Genomic DNA, 20,505 nt, shown 5'->3' with positions numbered 1-20,505 from the left:
CTTAATCCCAATTAATCTTTTTGATTCCTGGGGGTATAGTTCTATTCTTTCTAGGGGACTTGTCATTATTGATATACATAGTTACATTTTTCTGTTTATTTTCCCACAAAATTTATTTTAAAGATAGTTCTAATGAGTTAGTTAAGTTAATAGCTAACTTTATCCCTCTGACTTACTTAGTCTTAGATGGTCATTTTGGGAACAATAATGCTTTGCAGATGGCACGTCTTGTTAACTTGCACATAATTTCCAAGTTGCGCCATGATTCTGCATTATACATACCTTACCAAAACCCTGATCCTAATCGTCGCTCCCGTCGTAAATACGGCAATAAGCTGGATTATTGTAATATACCTGACGCATATTTGTGTAAAAGTAGCATTGAGGAGGATACCAAAACTGACATTTATCAAACCACTTTACTCCACAAGGAATTTGCTCAAGCACTAAATATAGTTATTTTAGTCAAAACCAATCTGAAAACTAATGCTCGTAGTCATGTAATTTTATTTTCTAGTGACAAGACAGTTGTCATACGAAAAGATAATCGATTAATACAAACTCCGTTTCCAAATCGAGTTTAATTTTCGTGATGCCAAACAGTTCTGGGGGCTGGAAGATTTTATGAACTTAAGCCAAACGGCTGTGACTAATGCTGCTAATCTAGCATTCTTCATGGTCAATTTATCCCACCATCTTCTCGCTGATTTTCGTTTCTCTAATCCCGGTTCCGGCATTATTGACCTTAAGGCTCATTATCGTGGCTTTCGATATGTCCATGAAATTTTAAAAATGCTTCCAGAAACCCCTGAGCCTATTTTATTAAATCAAATTTTTGCCAAGCTTACTTCTTTGGGACGTATTCATGCCGTTGCTACAGGCTTTAAAACCTCGTAAATTGGCAACAGTATTGATAACATATCCTTTTATGTATTTATTTCAGTAAATATACTTTAGTAGAGGTTCATAGCAGAAGTTACAGTAATTAACACTTAGATTAAGTACTTAAGCTAGGGAGCTATCTACAGGAAGACAATGCTTAATGATCAATAGAAATATACAGCCTGATGAGGGTATCTTCGATTCTGCCCTGACAAATCAATGTCCAGTATCAGAAACTTCAAAGGGCGACAATCGCCCCTAAACCCGGACAGGGAATGGTTTGGGAGGTACAGACCCCTGGAAAAAATGAGGTGCTTATTGAGAATGAACTGTATAGGGGTAATAGACTCTTCTGTGGAGATCGGTTTCGTGGTAAAAAAGAACGGTCTCGTAATTTGAACAAGACCGTCATTATAATGTTGGCATCATTCTACCAAAATTTTTTAGAAAAATACCTGAATAAAGCACAGTTAATCACCCTAAAGATGTTGGTTGGTGTGGTTGCTACAAAATCAAAAACAAGTGAAGATAGAAAAACTGGCAGCGACCCTACCGTTACCAATACAACAAAACATATTAATCCTGATGTATCTTTGCCCTTCTTGGCTTTTAAATGAGGGGAAAATTTATGCAAAGATGTATTAAAAATTTATAATTATTACAGTTATTCAAAATGGTTAATTAAGTATTAGGTAGATGAGGAAGATGAGGAAGTTAATACCATTTAGAATTTTAGATTGGCAGTTTTTCTCAAACTTGCTACTGTCAATCTATCTATCATCATCTTTAAAATTGGTATAGTTTTATCCTTTTCCTTCCTCACCATCTTCTGCTTTACCATCTCATGAGTAAACAGAAAATTGTGCGTGACAAATGTCTCACATCTTTAACGGAAATTGCCAGGATTTAAGCGAGTCCGACCTTGAGATTGTGTTGGCGATTGACGACGAATTGCTACACCATTGCGTAACTTTGTGCCAGTTCCACCATCTTTGCGATCAAGGAAAGGTTTAAGATTAATCCCACTTTTAGATGAGCTAACTTGACGATTGCTTCCACCCAAGATTGTGCGGCCTATGTTGTAAATATCGTCTACTCCGCCTCTATTGTTGCGATAAGTGTTCACAGCCGTAGTTTGTTGACCGTCATCCGCAGAAACTAAGTTTTGGAAAATGCCATTGCGGACAGTATACGGGTCTTTATCTCGTGGTACTGTTAGCACAATCCGACAGCTAGGGTTAGCTTCAGTGGTGACGCAGACAATGTTTTCGTTATTCAAGAAACCTGTCTGGAGTTCTTGCAAACCATCGGGGCGATATTCTTCTAAGCGTTGAGCAATGGTAACACAACGTTTGTACGGGTCCCAATCACCGCCCAATCGCGCAGGAGCAGCCCAAGCAAAAAATCGCCCAGGTTGGCTTTCAGGCTGATACATAACTGTGTACTGACCATTACTATTTTGGCAGCTAAATCTAGTACCAGTAACTACAGTTCCACTAGAGGAAGTAGGTACACCTGTTGAGGTGTCAACCGGATTTGATGAACCGGATGGATAGGGATCGGAAGTTGTCGGGACAACGATACCACCACCATCATTCACTTGGGAAAAGGCGGCGGAATTACCCAAACACAAGGACAAGCCCAGGCTGCTTAAAAATAAGAACTTCAAGGGTTGTAATGTCATAAATTATCCTTTAGTAGATATGAGGTAGGCAATTGATAATTCAAATGACGCAGAAATTTGTGTTTTGATTCATCAAGAACGACGCTTTTTATCTTCTTGTTCTTTTTTCTCTTTCAACAGTTGTTTGATTTTGGCTTGAATGGCTGTGTGACGTTCAACTCCTTCATAGCTGTAACGGTTGTAGTTACCACGAGTAATCAAGTTTTCTAGATAACTCACCCGTTCCTTACCGCCTGGGTGGGATGATAACCAAGTAGGTGGAGCATTTTTTTGTTGTTTTTGCAGTGTCGCCATCAAGTTACGCAACCCATCAGCAGCATAGCCATTCGCCACAATCAAGCGAGTACCAAGAAAATCTGCTTGACGTTCCATCTCACGACTGTAGCTAAGAGAGAAGAGTTGACCAAAAGTCCCGCCAAAAGGCAGATATTGAGTAACGTTAGAAATCAGGTTTCCTTGGGTGATGAGTTGAAAACCGTGGGATAAAACTACATGAGATAATTCGTGACCAATTAACCCAGCTAGTTCAGCTTCGGAGTTACTTTTAGCGATCGCACCTGCATTTATAAAAACTTTACCCCCTGGTAAGGCAAAAGCATTTAGTTCTTCTTCGGGAATGACAAAAAATTCATATTTAAATTCGGTGCGTCCTGAAACTTTTACTAGTTTCTGTCCAATTTCGTTTACATAGGCAAGAACTTCCTCATCTTTAACTAAGGGTAGCTGTTGTTTGGCCTGTTTCGCTACCGACTCACCCACAGCCCCTTCTCCCTGTAATAGCAAGATGGTAGAGTCCAAGGCAGAAAACGGCCCTAACAAACTACCTGTCACAGCATAGCCAACTGCACCTGTGATGATATTAGCCAGGGTGTTACCTCTAATTTCTTCGCGGATATGGGCTTTGTAGCGTTTGAGATTTTGTTCTGCGAGTTGGGTAAACTCTTCTGCTTGCGGATCATTAGGATAAACTAGGGCAAACTGACGCGCAGCTAAGGATGCTTCCATCCATTTCTTTTCATCAGCCAGTGCTGTAACTCTGGCTTTAATTAACTCTGGTTGATCTGGATATAGTGATGATGCCCGTTCTAAAATATCTAAAGCTTCTTTGGGGCGATTATATTGTTTGAGAATTTCGGCATAGCGAATCTGACCAGGAATAAATTCGGGATACTGTTCCACCAGCAGTTTCAGCGGTACTTCTGTTCTCGTTTGCAATTTAGCCGCAATTCCCGCTTCTGATTCTCGCCAGTAAACTTTGCCTGCTGGTGATAGTTGCGTCGGGTCAAGAATTGCGGTTTTGCGTTCTTGAGTTGCAGCATCCATATTGGCGAATGGTGTTTTTACTTCCCGATAGATTTTTTCCGCCTCGGTAATATTTCCGGCTAGATATAACTTATCAGCTGCAATAAACTTTTGTTGACGGGCAATTTCTTCAGGTGTGAGTGCAGTTTCCGTGGCTGCATCTGGTTTTTTCGGTTCGGTGGCTTCCGGCTTTTCAGTCTGATTTGGCTTTGAACTTTCGGAACTGGGTGTATCTGTTGTTTCTATTGTGGTAGTGGCAGGTTCTTGGGCTGGAACAGGTGCTAAAGGTTGCGTCAGAATAATTAAAATTGATGTACCAACTGACAGCAAAATCCAACTCAAGGTTAGCAGCAGAGACTTCCTGGTTCGTTTCATGCTGAGTTCATTTATGCAAAGGGGCTGTTTTAATGCTATGAGTAACTGACCCCATCCGCCTAGAGCGATCGCGACTCTTTTACCACAATCTTAGGGTATAAACTTTCATATTTTGAAACCAGAATAATTATGATTTCAGAGAGATAAAATAGTTATAAATACTCTATTAAATTGATATTTCTGAAATAGGTTAAGTACTCAGAGCAGAAACGTTATAATAGTAGTCCTAGGTCTGTTAATGTGATTCAAGTAAATGCTATGCAGCAAAAAGCTGATGAGATTGTCAAAACACTCAAGAGCAAAGGATTGCGAGTGACTCCGCAGCGCTTCGCAGTATATGCAAATCTACTGGCACGAGAAGACCATCCCACAGTTGACCAAATTCTGACGAACTTGAATCAAGATGCACCGACTTCATCCCAAGCCACAGTGTATGCTGCACTGCAAGCATTACGCGAGGTAGGCTTAGTGCGGGAAGTGCTTTTAGAAGAAGGTGTCTCTCGTTATGATGCCAATGTTGGACTACATCATCATTTTCGCTGCAAATGTTGTGGTGCCATTGAAGACATTAGTTGGGATACATTTCAGTGTATTGATCTAAATAAACTGCGGTCTGGACTGAAAGCAGAACGCTATGAAGTGACTGTGCAGGGAATGTGCGATCGTTGTGAAACAAAGTGTGAAGTATGAAGTCTGAAATTTGATTGCAGCCTGTAGCTATGATGTGTTGGGTTGCTGTGTCTACCTTGGTGCTTTACGCCAACCAGATGCGATCGCTGCTTTCTCTGTACAAAACCACCTCTCTCCCTTCAATGGATCAATAACAGTTGATCCATAATCTTCCATACCCGGAAGATGATGTAATTTTTTTCCTGTTGCAATTGAAATATTGCCTTTAATCATACATCCCGGCTGCATAATAGATGTAATTGGTGAGGGAAAAGGACTACGACTAAACAGAGCAATGGCAGCTAAAGTTACGACCCCAACAGCAGTTTTGAGTGATCCACCTTTTCTGTTTTTTCTCTTAGTTGACGAAGCTTGAGGCACAACACCTTGAATGGAGGCTTTGGTAGCACTTATCTTGCCATTAGGTTCAAAAACTTGCTCGTATAAGATCGTATCTCCAACCTTTGGGCGACGACCGGCTCCTTTCAAAGCACTGATATGTAAGAAGACCTCTTTACTACCACCATCGGGTTTGATAAAGCCAAAGCCTCTATCATCCTTCCAAGTTGTTAATTGCCCTTTGTGTAAAATCGGTTTCATACAACAGTCTTAAGGTGATGCCTATTTGGTAGTTTTCCCAAAAATAGGATCTTTGATCTCAATAGAAGTGTGAAATTTTATACTTCACACTTTATACTTCACTTCGCATCACTGCATCTAACAACAACCCAGCGCCAAAACGCACTGGATCAGTGCAAACTAAACCTGTTTCGACTGTAGTTTGCGCGATCGCTTCTTGGGCGGCAAACTCATCTAAATGTGCAGTGTTCAACGCTATACCCACCACAGGCACTTTTCCAAAAGCACCCCCGGCACTAGCCACCGACTCATACATTTGAATCACTTTCGTTAACGGCGGAATCGGGACATGGGGATTATTCCGATTATGGGTTTGTCCGGCGCGATGTACTAATACTAGTTGTGTGGGTTGAGAACCCCGAATTAAAGGCAAAGTGGCTGTAGAACCAGGATGTAGCAGCGAACCTTGTCCTTCAATTTGCAGAATGTCATAGTTTTTGCCATAACGCATCACTATTTGTTCCACAGCACCAGCCGCAAAATCTACTCGGACTGCATCTAAAGCGATACCGTCTCCTTCTAGCATCAAACCAGTTTGACCTGTAGCGATAAACTTAGAACGCCAACCCCGTAACTTTGCCGCCCAATGTAGTTCTAAACTAGTAGACATTTTCCCAATCGCCATATCTGTTCCCACCGTCAACACTCGGCGACAGGGAAGCGTCCGCGCCATCCCACTAGCTACATCTATATTTGGTGGTTCCTTGCGGACATCCCAAATTAACTGTCCTGGTTTGAGAATTGCATTTAACTCTGCCATTGTCGCCAATGGTGTGTGTAAACCATTCACTAAAGACATCCCAGCCTCTAGTGCATCTTTGATTTCTACCCAATAATCATCAGGTACAGCACCACCTTTTGGCGCAATCCCAATTACCAATACTTCTGGCTTATACTCTAAAGCCGCGGCGACAGATGCCACAATTGGCACATTACGCTTGATACCTGTTAATTCTGTCAAAGACCTACCAGCAGTTACCTTATCAATAACTGCGACAATCGGGGCTTCACTGTAGCGTAAAATTGCCAACCCTGTTTTGCCCTGAGTTCCTGTAGTTCCTTCATGCAGTAGAATAGCTATTCGTTGATTAAACGGCAAACGCACTGTATTGTACCCCCAAGCCTGGTAAATCGTTTGGTAAAATTTTTCCTTCTACTACTAATGCACCCATAAATGGGTCATCAATTAAGTTCAGGTGACTGTCTAAATCTAAATAATCAGCGAGTGGTGCTAATTGTGCTGCGGCTGTGTTAGCTAGTGAACTGTCAGAGTAGCAACCAAACATCACTTGCAAACCATAAGCCCGCGCTGTGTGTACCATCCGCAAGGCTTCGGTTAAGCCCCCTGACTTCATCAGTTTGATATTAATCCCATCCACATAGTTTGCCAAATGGGGAATATCAACGCTAGTAAAGCAACTTTCATCAACAAAAATCGGTAGGGGTGACTCTTGTTTGAGTTGAGCTAAACTCGCTTCCTGACCCCTTGCCAGTGGTTGTTCTACATACTTTACACCTAAATCAGCCAACCAATGGCACATCTTAATTGCATCTGGCAAATTCCAACCACCGTTTGCATCTACAAAAAATTCTAAATGTGGTGCTTCTTGTTGGACTGCTAATAGCATTTGTTGATCTGCATCAATACCATCGGAGCTACCTAATTTCACCTTAAACAGCCGGACATCCAGATAATTTAACCAGTCACGCGCCCGCGCCCTCGCACCCTCTGGTGAATTTATGCCAATAGTTACTGAAGTTGGGACAATAAGATGGCGATCGCATCCCCAAATCTGCCACAGTGGTAAACCAACAAACTTACCCAACCAATCGTGCATCGCCATATCCACAGCCGCCCGCGCCGATGAAAGAACCTGCTGTTGAATTAACAATTGCTCGACTTGTTGTCTCTGCAAAGGACTAAAATTTGTTAATAATGGTATGACTTGCTCAATTGCACCTTTAATTTGCTCGGTTTTTTGGGCATGATTCCCCACCCCAAAAGGTGATGCTTCACCCCAGCCCTCAACGCCATCTTGTGAAATTTTCACCCATACATTTGTTGTCTGTGCAGTTGTCCCTCGACTAATAGTTAAGGGAAATCGTTTATTGACAGTAAATACCTTGACTTCTAATTGCATAAGTCTGCTCTATGATGGCTAGGGCAGAAAATAGTTTAAGAGATTTTAGCTGATTTTATGAATCTGTTATACTTTTTTACATTTATCAACTAGCATCTATGAGCAATCTCAAAAAATGGAAAATTCTGCAATCTGAAATGGTATTAAACCATCCCTGGTGTCAGGTTAGACAAGATAAGATTGAATTACCTAACGGTAAAATCATTGATGATTTTTTTGTCAGTATTAAACCAGAAATTGCCATTATTTTACCGATTACAAGTAATCAAGAGATTGTTTTTGTCCGGCAATACCGACACGCAGTAGCAGATTTTTTTATAGAATTGCCAGCCGGGCATTTTGATCCCACACAAGAAAGTGCGGAGACAGCAGCTATTCGAGAATTACAAGAAGAAACTGGTTATCTAGCTCAACAAGTTAAACAAGTCACTGTTTTTTATGATAAACCCAGCAAAGATACCAACCGTATACATTTATTTTTAGCTGAAAATGTCATAAAAGTTGGTGAACAAAATTTAGATATTACAGAAGAAATTGAAGTAATTTTAATTCCATTAGCAGAAGTATTAGATAAAATTTATCAAGGTAAAATTTCAGTTTCAGGAACTATTGCCGCCCTATTTTTAGGTTTAAACCTGATGAAGCAGCTTAATAATCATCAATAAAAAAAGCGATCGCATCTGTAATTTAGAATAGCGATCACCCAAAATTTAGTCCAGTAAATTCAAAGCTTGAAAATTAATAAATGTAAGTTCCCAAAATCAATATATCTCTCCTTCTCTAATAAAATCGGACAGAAAATGTAAGAATGTAGAATCCAGCAGTCAGATTACTCAGAGTTTGATAACAAATAGTATTAGAATATTAACTTTTCTATCTAGCAGACTCTTAATTTATCCAGAATTCTGACTCGTTAGTTATTACAAAAAAATTAATTAGCAACTTGTTTTTTCAACTTCATTCTTAAAGCCAATGTCAGTGTAGCAGCAATACCAACAACTGCGCTTGGTTCAGGAACAGAAGTTGCATTATTTACATATTTGGCGCTGGCTACGTTATTAACAGATTTTGCATTAGTGATATCAACTAACATTTTTTCAGTGTTGTCACTGTAGAAAATATCATTAACTGCTAGGAATAAAAACTTAGCATTAGTGGGAATCTTAATTGTCATCTCACCTAAGATTCCAAACACACCATCAAACAGTGTTTTTTGGCCGCAAGTTCTATTAACTTCACTTAAAGTTGCTCCATTACACATATAAGCACCTTTTGATGCGTCGTAAGTAGAACCTGTTTGATAAGTTGTATCAAATAAAGTATTAGAAGTCCAGCTTGCATCTGTATAGGCATACTTACTAGCATCTTCAGTATCAAGGCTAATAGCATTAGCTACACGCTGTTGAAAAGAAGAATCAAGCAATGTATCTGAAGCACTGAAGACACCAATCATATCGCTTCTTTGTCCAGGGTTCCAAACACTCCAGTTAAATACACCAGAAGTAGTTAAACGAATTGTGTTTCCAGCTTCAAGATCCAAATCGGCTAAAGAGATAGCTTTAGTATTACCTGCGATTGTCTGAACATTATTGTAATAAGTTGTATCAGACTGGGTTTTCAAAAAAGTGTAGGTAGAGTCAATCTCAAATGATGCTGCTTGAGCTTTAACATTAAATAAAGTCCCTAATCCGACTAGGCTGGAAACCATTAAAATACTCCAGATTTTATTCATTTTCTTATACTTATTTCCGACCTCTCTAGCATAAATAATAAGTTCCATAGAATATATAAATTATTTTGTGTATTAAACAAATTTAGAATAAATTTTATCCTGCTATTTTGGCAGTTTTTATCAGTATATTTTTTGTCTAATAATCTAAAATAAATAACATTTTCAATAAGTGATATTCAGTACTTATACGACTGGATACTTACAATTTACCGAAACTTATTATGTTTCTCTATCTCGAACCTATCCACCACAAATTGGCTATCAGCCACAAGCAATAACTGTTTTGCCATAAGATAGCTGGTTAAAAAGCTGATATTTAACAAAGCATGATCGCTATTCAATCAAAAAAGCTGGGCGATCGCACCCATAACACCAACTAGCGATCGCCTAAATATGAATCTAAAACTGATCTAGACTGATCAAAGGTAGATAATATCACTGTCATCTCACCCTACCACCGACTTTTGGTTAAAGGAATGGGCAACAGTTAGATTGATTGGGAAAAAAGTTTTTGTCTGTTCTCTTTAACTGCTATATAAACAAGCGGTTGTTTGCAAGTTAAAACGATTTGAGCCTCAACTTTAATTTCCATCAATTTCTGGGCAAAATTCGTCAATCTGCAAAATTCGGATCATCTCACGCCCAGAATGTCTAAATAACACATAAAATTCACTATTGGGCATTCTCAAGTTTTCAGGAATCAGATACGTCGGAATTGCTTCGGTTAGCACTAACCCATGTCCCGGAAAGAGAATAACAGTAATTTCCCCAGGAAGTAGACATCCTAAAACTCTTGCGAATACACGCACATAAAAGTATGGATGGTCTTCATATCGCATATCAAGATACTACTAGCAATATCTAGATACTAACCAAAGCGCGATCGCAACTCTTGTATAGGTATAGCAGTAGCCAAGTTGGTTAGGACATCGATAAATAATAAAACTTAGACACAACAAAGCTTTTAACCCTGTCACCTGTCACCTATTACCTGTCCCCTGCTATATTTCCGAAGCCAACAAAACGTTGTATTTCTAACACAACCACAACGTTAAACAAGCACATAGGCGTTTTGCTTCAATGGAATTTGGATCACAAACGCTGTTCCTTGACCAAAGGTTGAAAGACAGGTTAACTTACCATGATGTCTTTCGACGATTATCTGATGACTAATTGACATACTAATTCCTGTACCCTTACCTACGGGTTTTGTCGTAAAAAATGGGTCAAAAATTTGCGTCTGAAGTTGTTCAGGAATCCCCACTCCATTATCTTTAATGGTAATTTCCACCCATTTGTCTGCTGTCAGAGATGTCCGAATTGTAATTTGAGGCAGATGATCTTGAATTTCTTGGTGAGATTTTTGAGTAATGCTTTCTTCCAACGTATCTATTGCATTTGCGAGAATGTTCAAAACTACTTGATTAAGTGAACTAGGATAACACTCTACCTCTGGCAAGTTACTGTAATCTTTGACAACCTTAATTTCTGCACATTCTGATTTTGTTTGGAGACGGTGATGCAAAATCATAAGTGTATTATCAATACCTTCATGAATGTTCACAGCTTTTAGTTCGGCTTCATCTAAGCGCGAGAAATTTCGCAATGACAAGACAATTTGCCGAATGCGATCGCTTCCTGCTTTCATTGAGGCTAAGACTTTCGGCAAATCTTCTTGTAGAAAGTCTAAATCCACTTCTTCAATCAATCGATGAATTTGCAATGGTAGAACCGGAAAATAAACTTGATAAGCTTGTACAATCTCCAACAGATAGTCTGTATACTCTTCAACATAAGTCAAGTTGCCGTGAATAAAGTTAATAGGATTATTGATTTCATGTGCAACCCCAGCCACTAATTGACCCAAGCTTGACATTTTTTCTTGTTGTACTAACTGCATTTGCATCTGCTTCATGTCTGTCATAGTTTTTTCCAAGAGTTGATTCTTGCTTTCCAGTTCGATTTTTGATGCGAATATTTGACTGAAACAAGCAAGTAAATCAAAACTTTTGTAAAAACTGAGAAATCGTAATGCAATTAAAACTGTCAAAAAGTCAGCTATCGCTTGCCAAAAGTGTGAATTAACTAAACCTAGTATTCCAACTACATGCAGCCCATGACCAAAAGAGCAACTGAAAAAAATAGCTGCTACTGTAACAACCAGTGCGTCAACTCCAGCCAGCCGATTACGCCAAACCCCATAAGCAATGACACTACCAATAATGAAATAGCAACAAGAAACGGCTAAGTTTTCTCCCGCTATTAACCAAGCGAGTTGATCAGCACCGATAACATGACTCATAAATCTACTAGTACCCTAAGCTTTCAGATCCTTAAAGTACCCATTTATTTACTCATAATCTACATAAATGTTTACAATAGATTTCTTCCTACTGTTGTGGGGTTAAATCATTGCTAAAAGCAGTTTTTAAGCTTGATATCAGTTACCTGAAGAGAAAATGCTTCTAAATATATTAAAGTGGATAATAATATAGTGGGTGATCGCCGCAGGTTTACGGTACAGGTGCAATATTAGGGTGTTTTCCGGCGTAATAAACAACAACCTTCAATTGCTGCTCATCAAGAACGTAAAATACTCTGTCTCCTTTTGTTACTTCATATTCCCATGCTCCTTTGTAAGTTTTACCCTTCAAAGGAAAAACACGTCCTGGCTGTCTGGTTATTGGCGTAGAACATAAATCCTCATAACAGCGCAGAGAGTTTTCTGGATGACGTTGCATTAAAGCTTCCCAGTCCCGATTAACTCGACGATTTTTAGCTACTACTAACCAAGTGCTTTCTCTCTCAGAGAATACAGGAGCCGTCAGTTTCACTTCTGGCGGCTCTACATTTTCCACTATGAGGTTTTCTTCTTGGTTGTCTGACATACACACTTTACTCAGCACTATGAACAGATGGTTTGGTTAATGCCACTTCATCAGTTTCAGTACTAAAAGCTGCTGCTAATTCAGGACTAGATATAGCAATAGCACTTTCATGCCATTCATGGATAAGCACCTCAATCATCTTCCATGCTGTAGTTGAAGAATCTATCAACCGAAAAGCTTCACTTAGCTCCTTGATAAACTCTTGCAAATCATCGGAATCAAACACACTCAACCATCTATAAGGATGTTCAAAGCCGATTTCTTTTCCTAGTAATAAAGAAAAAGCAACAGTTAATGCTTCAAAAACAGCTTGACTTTGAGTAGCTACCTTCACCAGAGAAGTTACTTCCTCCCTACGCAACAACGCAAAAGCCTGATCGTTGCGCGTAATTGTCACCGGACGTTCTAAAGCTTTGTCGAGAACTCGCCCAGGTTGACGATTTAACTCAGTGGCAGTAATTAGCTCATCTGAGTAAACATTACCAAAATTGCCTAAAACCATAGGTTATACGTTTTCAGCCAAGCCGATTTCATGAAATTAGTGAATACGTATAATTGTACGTACTATTCCTCAAGGATCAATAAGGATTAAAACTCGCTTGTGCTGAAAGCATCTCTAGAAAAGCATGAAAGATTTTAGACTCGAAAAAATACAGTGTCACAGTTCAGCCCAAGTAAGCAAAAACTAAGCGAGGAGTTGTCAGTTACTATGACCTGAGATTTATTGAATAGTTCTCAAAGGTATCGTGGCGCTTAAAAGACGCGCGATCGTAGTGTTTCTAAACATAATTGCAACTTCTCCAAAAAAATAAAGCGATCGCATCTATGAAAATCACAAATGCGATCGCCCAAACGTTAATCCAACAAATTACACAGCCTGAGAACTAACAGAGAATGTAGCTGTCAGCGGCTTCCAATTGAAAGCGCGAGCGCCGCCTCTTTCCACCACTACCTTTACCTTTGGTTCCAATTTAGGCAGTTCTGTCAAAAACTCAATTTCTTGGTCAGAAAGAATATGCCCTTCAATAATCCACAACACCAAACCCTTAGATTTTGGTGGTAGCTGTTCTAGCTGATAGTTAACAATTGGAGGCAAATAGTAGACATTACCCACAGCAGCACCAGTACCAGAACTTTTCTTACCCAAGTGAGGTGGTCTCACTCCATGAACTCCTGTGAGATAGGCCGCTACATCGCCCAATCCCCTAGCAGTCATATTCAAAGTCACATAGCCAGCAGCACGCAGCCGGCGGCGATATCGACCTTCAAAGCCTCCCTCTAAAGGGACGTACGTACCGAGAGCGCCAAATTTTTCCAAATCTCGGATTAAACCATTGCCAGTGGTAATTAGTGCCATAGATTTTCGTTTATCCTATCCCACTTACATATCTCTATTATTTACTGTTAAGTAAAATATTTAAGGTACATTAGGAGCGCAACTAGTTCAAAACTTGCAAAAGCATTCCCTAAACACTCAAAATATCTTTATCGAGTATGATCTTGGCTAGACAAAGCCTCTTCAATAAATCTTGAAAAAATCCTCGACAAACATTACACCTTTCATCTAAAATGTGAGATTGTGACCAAAAGGCTAAGTTCTGCTTCTCTGTGTCATATAAATTGGGATGACATCTAGAACTGATAAAACATAATCAGAGGATGATTTAGTCCCAAATGCCAAGAGACTGCTAAACTAAAAAAGCTTGAATGTTCACTCATCATCTTCTGGCTTCATAATCAAAGCCAAGACCTAGATGCAATCTGGATGCCATCCTGTAGCCCGGATAAACTAGGCAAAACCTTGAACAATAGTTTAAGGTAATCCGTAAAGTAGAAACTGAGTCGTAATACTAGCGCTGTAGTAGTACAGAAATCTTAGTTATCAGGATACTGAGTAGTAAATAACTGCTTAAGTCCTACTACAAAATGGAGGCTAACCCAAGCGTCGCCTTCAGAGAGTGCCTAAGCAATTGCTTGGACGAGAGCATTGCTGCACAAAGTGCAAAGCTTTAGAGCATTGCCTTAAAACCAAAAGTGTGTATTTCCTTTAGGAAATCAACTCATGGTTGTTTTAGTAAACAACTGAATTCAAATAAACGGATTCACTGAAAATTAAGGGAACGGTTTCTGTTTTCCGGATAAGAGAAAGCAGTAGTTACTGCTGGAAATTGCTGAGGATCGTCCTCCCTCAGTCGGAACATCACCGAGCGTCCCGATGAATCTGCTAATTATGTAAAAAGGAGAACCAGTTATTGTGTCTGTAGGTATTCTCGGCACCAAGCTGGGCATGACCCAAGTATTTGACGATGCAGGAGTAGCAACTCCTGTCACAGTCATTCAAGCAGGGCCATGCACTGTAACACAAGTCAAAACAAAACAAACCGACGGTTACGCCGCCATTCAACTTGGTTATGGCGAAGTCAAACCAAAAGCACTAAATAAACCCTTGTTGGGTCATTTAGCCAAATCATCTGCCCCAGCTTTAAATCACCTAAGTGAGTTTCGCACAGATAATTCTAGCGAGTACACTTTAGGTCAAGAAATTAAAGCAGACATTTTTAGTGCTGGTCAAATCGTAGATGTCATCGGTACAAGTATCGGTCGCGGTTTTGCAGGCAACCAAAAGCGGAATAACTTTGGTCGCGGGCCAATGTCTCACGGTTCTAAAAATCACAGAGCGCCTGGTTCCATCGGTGCGGGTACAACACCAGGTCGTGTTTATCCAGGTAAAAGAATGGCAGGGCGTTTGGGAGGTACCCGCGTCACCATTAGTAAATTGACAGTTGTACGTGTAGACGCAGAACGCAACTTGTTACTCATCAAAGGAGCAATTCCTGGTAAACCAGGTGCTTTAGTAACTGTTGTGCCTGCAAAGAAAGTTGGTAAATAGTCAATCGTCAATGGTCATTAGTCATTGGTTATTAGCTAAAGACAAATGACAAAGGACTAATGACAAAAGACAAATGACAAAGGACAAAAAATGGTTGAGACTGTAGTTAAAAACTGGCAAGGAGAGGAAGTCGGGCAAAAAACGTTCGACTTGCGGGTTGCTAAAGAGGCAACAGCAGCGCATATTGTACACCGCGCCTTGGTTAGACAAACGACCAATGCACGTCAAGGAACCGCTAGTACAAAAACTCGTTCGGAAGTTAGAGGTGGTGGCCGCAAACCTTGGCGGCAAAAAGGAACAGGTCGCGCTCGTGCAGGTTCCATTCGTTCGCCATTATGGCGTGGTGGTGGTGTGATATTTGGGCCTAAACCCAGAGAATACGACCTCAAAATGAACCGTAAAGAAAGGCGGTTAGCATTAAGAACAGCCTTTGTCGGTCGTACAGATGATTTAATTGTGGTCGAGGAATTTAGTAACGAATTTTCTCGTCCCAAGACGAAGGATTTGGTTGCAGCTTTGGCACGTTGGGGCGCAAACCCAGAACAAAAGAGCTTATTAATTTTGTCTGAGATTGCAGATACAGTTTATCTGTCAGGACGCAACGTCGAAAATTTAAAAATTATCGCAGCAGATCAACTGAATGTTTATGACTTGCTGCACGCTGACAAAATTGTCATCACAGCACCAGCATTAGAAAAAATCCAGGAGGTCTACAGTGCCTAAGATTGACCCCCGTGATCTGCCGGACTTGGTGCGTCGCCCAATTGTTACCGAAAAGGCGACGATTCTGATGGAACAGAATCAATACACTTTTGAAGTGGTAATCAAAGCTACCAAGCCAGATATTAAATTAGCGATCGAAGACTTGTTTCAAGTCAAAGTTGTCAAAATAAATACTGCCACACAGCCACGGAAAAAACGTCGCGTTGGCAAATTTGTTGGCTATAAGCCCCAATATAAGAAAGCTATTGTCACCGTCTCACCTGGGGACGCACAGAAGATTAGACAGATTCTATTCCCAGAGGTCTAACACAAAATGGGTACTCGTTCTTATCGCCCTTATACCCCCAGCACACGTCAAGTTACTATCTCCGACTTTTCAGAAATTACCAAAACTGAACCGGAAAAGTCCCTGACGGTGTATGTACATCGCGCTAAAGGTCGCAACAATCAAGGGCGGATAACCAGCCGTCGTCGGGGTGGCGGCCACAAAAGACTTTATCGAATTATCGATTTTAAAAGAGATAAGCGACAGATTCCCGCCACAGTATTGGCGATCGAATATGACCCCAATCGGAACGCACGTATTGCCTTACTGCAATATCAGGATGGGGAAAAACGCTATATCCTCCAACCCAATGGATTGAAAGTCGGTACAACTGTAATTGCTGGACATGAGTCTCCCATTGAAGATGGCAACGCCTTACCGTTAGCCAATATTCCTTTGGGTACAAGCGTCCATAACGTCGAACTTACCGCTGGTAAAGGTGGTCAAATTGTCCGTTCTGCTGGTGCTACAGCCCAAGTAGTTGCTAAAGAAGGTAATTATGTAACGCTTAAGTTACCTTCCGGAGAAGTACGGATGGTGCGACGTGAATGCTACGCCACCATCGGCCAAGTAGGCAACACCGATGCGAGAAACCTGAGTGCAGGTAAAGCCGGACGTAACCGTTGGAAGGGTCGCCGTCCGAAGGTCAGAGGTAGCGTCATGAACCCAGTGGATCACCCACATGGTGGTGGTGAAGGTAGAGCGCCCATCGGGAGATCTGGCCCAGTCACACCTTGGGGTAAACCAACATTGGGAGCCAAGACACGCAAACCCAAGAAACCCAGCAGTAAGTTGATTGTGCGTCGTCGTCGCAAATCTTCTAAGCGTGGTCGTGGTGGTCGTCAGTCTTAGAGTTTTCGATTTCCAAATTTGGATTTTAGATGAATAAATTATCCAAAGTCCAAATTGATAAATCCAAAATCCCAAATCCTAAAGCCAAAATTTAATTATGGGTCGTTCTCTAAAAAAAGGTCCTTTCGTTGCCGATCATTTACTCAGCAAAATTGAAAAGCTGAATGATAGAAACGAAAAGCAAGTTATTAAAACTTGGTCAAGAGCATCAACAATTCTGCCCCAAATGGTAGGTCACACCATAGCAGTTCACAATGGCAGACAGCACGTCCCTGTTTTCATCAGCGATCAGATGGTAGGACATAAGTTGGGAGAATTTGCGCCAACACGCACCTACAGGGGTCATGGCAAAAGTGACAAAAAAGCGGGTAGATAGTTTGTCCTTTGTCCATTGTCATTAGTCCTTTGTAGCTGACAAATGACAAATGACAAATGACGAATGGCAAACGACAAGGAGAAAATCATGGCAACTAATACTACAGAAGTAAAAGCGATCGCCCGTTATATACGCATGTCTCCCTTTAAAGTGCGTCGTGTACTTGATCAAATTCGGGGGCGGTCTTACAGAGAAGCGCTAATTATCCTGGAATTCATGCCTTATCGGGCTTGTGAACCAGTACTGAAACTGATTAGAAGCGCTGCCGCAAATGCTGAACATAATGCAGGTCTAGACCGCGCTCAACTGGTGATTACCCAAGCTTACGCTGATCAAGGGCCAGTCCTAAAACGTTTCCAACCTAGAGCGCAAGGTCGAGCTTACCAAATTCGCAAACCTACGTGTCACATCACAGTAGCTGTTGCTGCTGGCGACACGGTGGAATAATTACCAGAAACTTTAGAGGAAGCATTTGTGGGACAAAAAATTCATCCAGTTGGCTTTCGCCTGGGGATTACCCAAGAACACCAATCCCGTTGGTACGCAGATCCAGACCGCTATCCAGAACTTTTACAAGAAGATCACAAACTTCGTAAGTATATAGAACAAAAACTGGGTAGACTTGCTCAAAATAACGCCGGCATTTCTGAAGTTAGAATTGAGCGCAAAGCAGACCAAATTGATCTAGAAGTGCGGACAGCACGCCCAGGTGTAGTTGTAGGCCGCGGTGGACAAGGTATTGAATCCTTACGCACTGGACTGCAAGATTTATTGGGTAGCAATCGTCAAATTCGGATCAACGTCGTAGAAGTACAACGAGTTGATGCCGATGCTTACTTAATTTCAGAATACATAGCTCAACAACTAGAACGCCGCGTTTCCTTCCGTCGCGTAGTCCGCCAAGCAATTCAACGAGCGCAACGGGCTGGGATTCAAGGAATTAAAATTCAGGTCAGCGGTCGGCTCAATGGTGCAGAAATTGCGCGGACAGAGTGGACTCGTGAAGGTAGAGTACCTCTACACACCTTACGGGCTGATATTGACTACGCTTACTGCACAGCCAAAACTGTTTACGGTATTTTGGGCATCAAAGTGTGGGTATTTAAAGGAGAAATTATTCCTGGACAGGAAGAAACTCAACCCCAACCCACAACCCGCGAACGTGAACCTCGTCGCCGTCAACAACAGCGCCGTCGCCAGCAGTTTGAAGACCGTTCCAATGAAGGCTAAAGGATGAAGGAAGAAGGATAAAAAATTTATCTTTCATACTTCACACTTCATACTTCACACTTCATACTTCACACTTCATAGTCATGTTAAGTCCTAGAAGAACTAAATTCCGCAAACAACAGCGCGGGCGGATGGCGGGTCTAGCCCACCGGGGTAGCACCCTTAACTTTGGTGATTTCGCCCTCCAAGCGCAAGAACCAGCTTGGATCACCTCTCGGCAAATCGAGGCTTCCCGTCGAGCGATGACTCGTTATATTCGTCGGGGTGGTAAGATCTGGATTCGGATTTTCCCAGATAAACCTGTTACTATGCGTCCAGCAGAAACTCGGATGGGTTCTGGTAAAGGTAATCCAGAATTTTGGGTAGCTGTAGTCAAGCCAGGTCGGATTCTTTTTGAAATCGCTGGTGTTTCGGAAGAAATTGCCCGTGAAGCTATGCGCCTAGCTGCATTTAAGCTGCCCATTAAAACTAAATTTATTGTGCGCCCTCAAATAGAAGAGGAGCAGGAGTAGGTTATGCCGCTTCCCAAAATTTCAGAAGCCAGAGAATTAAGTGACGAGAAATTAGTTGAGGAAATTATCGCCACTAAAAAACAACTGTTTCAGTTGCGCTTGCAAAAAGCAACAAGACAACTAGAAAAACCTCATCAGTTCCGCCATGCTCGCCATCGCCTCGCCCAACTATTAACGGTAGAGGGAGAACGCAAACGGGCAGCAAATCAACCGCCTAAGGAAGAAAAGTAAGAGATTATGGCAATCAAAGAACGAGTTGGCTTGGTAGTGAGCGACAAAATGCAAAAAACGGTGGTAGTGGCCATCGAAAACCGCGCTCCCCATCCCAAGTACGGCAAGATTGTAGTGAAAACCCGGCGCTATAAAGCTCACGATGAAGAAAATAAATGCAAAGTGGGAGATCGCGTGCGGATTCAGGAAACCAGACCCCTGAGCAAAACCAAGCGCTGGCAAGTCACAGAAATCCTCAACACTAAAAATTCATAAGTTGTTATTTAACTAACAACTGCATAAGGGAGACCAATTGTGATTCAACCCCAAACTTACTTGAATGTGGCAGATAACAGCGGCGCTCGTAAACTGATGTGTATCCGGGTTTTAGGCGCGGGTAACAGTCGTTACGGTTTTATTGGCGACAAGATTATTGCTGTTGTTAAAGATGCCATTCCTAACATGGCTGTGAAAAAATCAGATGTTGTGGAAGCTGTGATTGTTCGCACTCGCCATAATATTCGGCGTGATAGCGGTATGACCATTCGCTTTGACGATAATGCCGCTGTCATCATCAATAAAGATGGTAATCCTAGAGGCACACGGGTATTTGGCCCAGTAGCACGGGAACTACGCGACAAAAACTTTACTAAAATTGTTTCCCTGGCTCCGGAGGTGCTGTAATGGCAACCCAAAAGGAAAAAGAATTTCATAAAATGCACGTCAAAACTGGCGACACCGTGCAAGTAATTGCTGGCAAAGACAAAGGCAAAGTTGGCGAAATCATTAAAGCATTACCGCAACTGAGCAAAGTTATTGTCAAAGGTGTCAACATTAAGACTAAGCACGTTAAACCCCAACAAGAAGGGGAATCTGGACGGATCGTTACCCAAGAGTACCCGATCCACAGTTCTAACGTGATGCTCTATTCCACAAAACAAAACGTTGCTAGTCGCGTTTGCTACACCTTCACTCCAGAAGGCAAGAAGGTCAGAAAACTCAAAAAAACGGGCGAGATTATTGATTAAGGATGAAGCTTAAAGCCTGAAGTATAAATAATACTTATCTTAATCTT

26 protein-coding genes and 1 pseudogene are annotated in these 20,505 nt (G+C 41.3%); 16 read left to right on the top strand and 11 right to left on the bottom strand.

Annotated elements, in window-relative coordinates; all coding sequences use genetic code 11:
• Window positions 1–131 precede the first annotated feature (131 nt).
• Both IQ244_RS16815 and IQ244_RS16810 read left to right on the top strand, forming a co-directional pair.
• Window positions 132–897, top strand: a pseudogene (locus IQ244_RS16815) (transposase); the annotation flags it as partial.
• 260 nt (window positions 898–1,157) lie between these two features.
• Window positions 1,158–1,499: a hypothetical protein gene (locus IQ244_RS16810; RefSeq protein WP_193896046.1), complete on the top strand. Its 342-nt coding sequence runs from the start codon at window positions 1,158–1,160 to the stop codon at window positions 1,497–1,499.
• 269 nt (window positions 1,500–1,768) lie between these two features.
• Here the strand turns inward: IQ244_RS16810 and IQ244_RS16805 are convergent, their stop codons facing one another.
• Complete coding sequence (locus tag IQ244_RS16805; protein WP_193896044.1) at window positions 1,769–2,566, bottom strand: COP23 domain-containing protein; 798 nt, start codon at window positions 2,564–2,566, stop codon at window positions 1,769–1,771.
• Window positions 2,567–2,638: 72 nt separating this feature from the next.
• Window positions 2,639–4,243, bottom strand: a complete 1,605-nt coding sequence (locus IQ244_RS16800; protein ID WP_193896041.1) for a M48 family metallopeptidase — start codon at window positions 4,241–4,243, stop codon at window positions 2,639–2,641.
• Between the two features lie 258 nt (window positions 4,244–4,501).
• Here IQ244_RS16800 and IQ244_RS16795 point away from each other — a divergent pair, with 258 nt between their 5' ends.
• Window positions 4,502–4,933, top strand: coding sequence for a Fur family transcriptional regulator (locus IQ244_RS16795; RefSeq protein WP_193896039.1), 432 nt, complete (start codon window positions 4,502–4,504; stop codon window positions 4,931–4,933).
• Window positions 4,934–4,984: 51 nt separating this feature from the next.
• Here IQ244_RS16795 and IQ244_RS16790 read toward each other — a convergent pair whose 3' ends face one another.
• From IQ244_RS16790 to IQ244_RS16780, 3 genes are all read right to left on the bottom strand, one after another.
• Window positions 4,985–5,512, bottom strand: coding sequence for a cold shock domain-containing protein (locus IQ244_RS16790; RefSeq protein ID WP_193896037.1), 528 nt, complete (start codon window positions 5,510–5,512; stop codon window positions 4,985–4,987).
• Between the two features lie 91 nt (window positions 5,513–5,603).
• The gene (locus tag IQ244_RS16785) at window positions 5,604–6,656 is read right to left on the bottom strand and encodes a DUF1611 domain-containing protein (protein ID WP_193896035.1); all 1,053 of its coding nucleotides are present in this window, start codon (window positions 6,654–6,656) and stop codon (window positions 5,604–5,606) included.
• Window positions 6,640–7,692 (bottom strand): dipeptide epimerase, encoded by a 1,053-nt coding sequence (locus IQ244_RS16780; protein WP_193896033.1) that lies wholly within the window; start codon window positions 7,690–7,692, stop codon window positions 6,640–6,642. The genes IQ244_RS16785 and IQ244_RS16780 overlap by 17 nt, the downstream gene beginning before the upstream one ends.
• A 98-nt stretch (window positions 7,693–7,790) precedes the next feature.
• Here IQ244_RS16780 and IQ244_RS16775 point away from each other — a divergent pair, with 98 nt between their 5' ends.
• Window positions 7,791–8,357, top strand: a complete 567-nt coding sequence (locus IQ244_RS16775) for an NUDIX hydrolase (RefSeq protein WP_193896031.1) — start codon at window positions 7,791–7,793, stop codon at window positions 8,355–8,357.
• A 266-nt stretch (window positions 8,358–8,623) separates the two neighbouring features.
• Here IQ244_RS16775 and IQ244_RS16770 read toward each other — a convergent pair whose 3' ends face one another.
• From IQ244_RS16770 to IQ244_RS16745, 6 genes are all read right to left on the bottom strand, one after another.
• The gene (locus tag IQ244_RS16770) at window positions 8,624–9,472 is read right to left on the bottom strand and encodes a hypothetical protein (RefSeq protein WP_193896029.1); all 849 of its coding nucleotides are present in this window, start codon (window positions 9,470–9,472) and stop codon (window positions 8,624–8,626) included.
• A gap of 533 nt (window positions 9,473–10,005) precedes the next feature.
• Window positions 10,006–10,263 carry a hypothetical protein gene (locus IQ244_RS16765; protein ID WP_193896027.1) on the bottom strand — a complete coding sequence of 86 codons (258 nt, stop codon included), beginning with the start codon at window positions 10,261–10,263 and terminating at the stop codon, window positions 10,006–10,008.
• A 212-nt stretch (window positions 10,264–10,475) separates the two neighbouring features.
• Window positions 10,476–11,726 (bottom strand): sensor histidine kinase, encoded by a 1,251-nt coding sequence (locus IQ244_RS16760; RefSeq protein WP_193896025.1) that lies wholly within the window; start codon window positions 11,724–11,726, stop codon window positions 10,476–10,478.
• A gap of 211 nt (window positions 11,727–11,937) precedes the next feature.
• Window positions 11,938–12,312 (bottom strand): hypothetical protein, encoded by a 375-nt coding sequence (locus IQ244_RS16755; protein ID WP_193896023.1) that lies wholly within the window; start codon window positions 12,310–12,312, stop codon window positions 11,938–11,940.
• Between the two features lie 7 nt (window positions 12,313–12,319).
• Window positions 12,320–12,814: a hypothetical protein gene (locus tag IQ244_RS16750; RefSeq protein ID WP_193896021.1), complete on the bottom strand. Its 495-nt coding sequence runs from the start codon at window positions 12,812–12,814 to the stop codon at window positions 12,320–12,322.
• Between the two features lie 366 nt (window positions 12,815–13,180).
• On the bottom strand, window positions 13,181–13,669 hold the full coding sequence (locus IQ244_RS16745; protein ID WP_193896019.1) for an NAD(P)H-quinone oxidoreductase subunit N: 489 nt from the start codon (window positions 13,667–13,669) through the stop codon (window positions 13,181–13,183).
• 897 nt (window positions 13,670–14,566) lie between these two features.
• On the opposite strand from IQ244_RS16745, the gene rplC reads away from it, so the two are divergent.
• From rplC to rplX, 12 genes are all read left to right on the top strand, one after another.
• Window positions 14,567–15,202, top strand: coding sequence for a 50S ribosomal protein L3 (gene rplC, locus IQ244_RS16740; RefSeq protein ID WP_193896017.1), 636 nt, complete (start codon window positions 14,567–14,569; stop codon window positions 15,200–15,202).
• A gap of 90 nt (window positions 15,203–15,292) precedes the next feature.
• Complete coding sequence (rplD, locus tag IQ244_RS16735) at window positions 15,293–15,925, top strand: 50S ribosomal protein L4 (RefSeq protein WP_193896015.1); 633 nt, start codon at window positions 15,293–15,295, stop codon at window positions 15,923–15,925.
• Entirely contained in the window at window positions 15,918–16,232 is a 315-nt protein-coding gene (locus tag IQ244_RS16730) for a 50S ribosomal protein L23 (protein WP_015113429.1), read from the top strand. The genes rplD and IQ244_RS16730 overlap by 8 nt, the downstream gene beginning before the upstream one ends.
• Before the next feature lie 6 nt (window positions 16,233–16,238).
• Window positions 16,239–17,102 carry a 50S ribosomal protein L2 gene (gene rplB / locus IQ244_RS16725; protein ID WP_193896013.1) on the top strand — a complete coding sequence of 288 codons (864 nt, stop codon included), beginning with the start codon at window positions 16,239–16,241 and terminating at the stop codon, window positions 17,100–17,102.
• A gap of 97 nt (window positions 17,103–17,199) precedes the next feature.
• Window positions 17,200–17,478: a 30S ribosomal protein S19 gene (gene rpsS, locus IQ244_RS16720; protein ID WP_015113427.1), complete on the top strand. Its 279-nt coding sequence runs from the start codon at window positions 17,200–17,202 to the stop codon at window positions 17,476–17,478.
• 87 nt (window positions 17,479–17,565) lie between these two features.
• Window positions 17,566–17,925, top strand: a complete 360-nt coding sequence (gene rplV, locus IQ244_RS16715) for a 50S ribosomal protein L22 (RefSeq protein WP_193896053.1) — start codon at window positions 17,566–17,568, stop codon at window positions 17,923–17,925.
• Window positions 17,926–17,952: 27 nt separating this feature from the next.
• On the top strand, window positions 17,953–18,708 hold the full coding sequence (rpsC, locus tag IQ244_RS16710; RefSeq protein ID WP_193896011.1) for a 30S ribosomal protein S3: 756 nt from the start codon (window positions 17,953–17,955) through the stop codon (window positions 18,706–18,708).
• A gap of 83 nt (window positions 18,709–18,791) precedes the next feature.
• A complete protein-coding gene (gene rplP / locus IQ244_RS16705) occupies window positions 18,792–19,220 on the top strand; it encodes a 50S ribosomal protein L16 (protein ID WP_015113424.1) in 429 nt (142 codons plus the stop codon).
• Between the two features lie 3 nt (window positions 19,221–19,223).
• Window positions 19,224–19,451, top strand: coding sequence for a 50S ribosomal protein L29 (gene rpmC, locus IQ244_RS16700; protein ID WP_193896009.1), 228 nt, complete (start codon window positions 19,224–19,226; stop codon window positions 19,449–19,451).
• A gap of 6 nt (window positions 19,452–19,457) precedes the next feature.
• The gene (rpsQ, locus tag IQ244_RS16695; RefSeq protein WP_015113422.1) at window positions 19,458–19,706 is read left to right on the top strand and encodes a 30S ribosomal protein S17; all 249 of its coding nucleotides are present in this window, start codon (window positions 19,458–19,460) and stop codon (window positions 19,704–19,706) included.
• A gap of 39 nt (window positions 19,707–19,745) precedes the next feature.
• On the top strand, window positions 19,746–20,114 hold the full coding sequence (gene rplN, locus IQ244_RS16690; protein WP_193896007.1) for a 50S ribosomal protein L14: 369 nt from the start codon (window positions 19,746–19,748) through the stop codon (window positions 20,112–20,114).
• The gene (gene rplX / locus IQ244_RS16685) at window positions 20,114–20,458 is read left to right on the top strand and encodes a 50S ribosomal protein L24 (protein WP_193896005.1); all 345 of its coding nucleotides are present in this window, start codon (window positions 20,114–20,116) and stop codon (window positions 20,456–20,458) included. Before rplN ends, rplX begins: the two co-directional genes overlap by 1 nt.
• Window positions 20,459–20,505: the final 47 nt, after the last annotated feature.

This window comes from Nostoc sp. LEGE 06077 (assembly GCF_015207705.1).
Classification (GTDB): Bacteria; Cyanobacteriota; Cyanobacteriia; order Cyanobacteriales; family Nostocaceae; genus Nostoc_B.
This window is presented reverse-complemented; position numbering and strand designations above follow the sequence as displayed.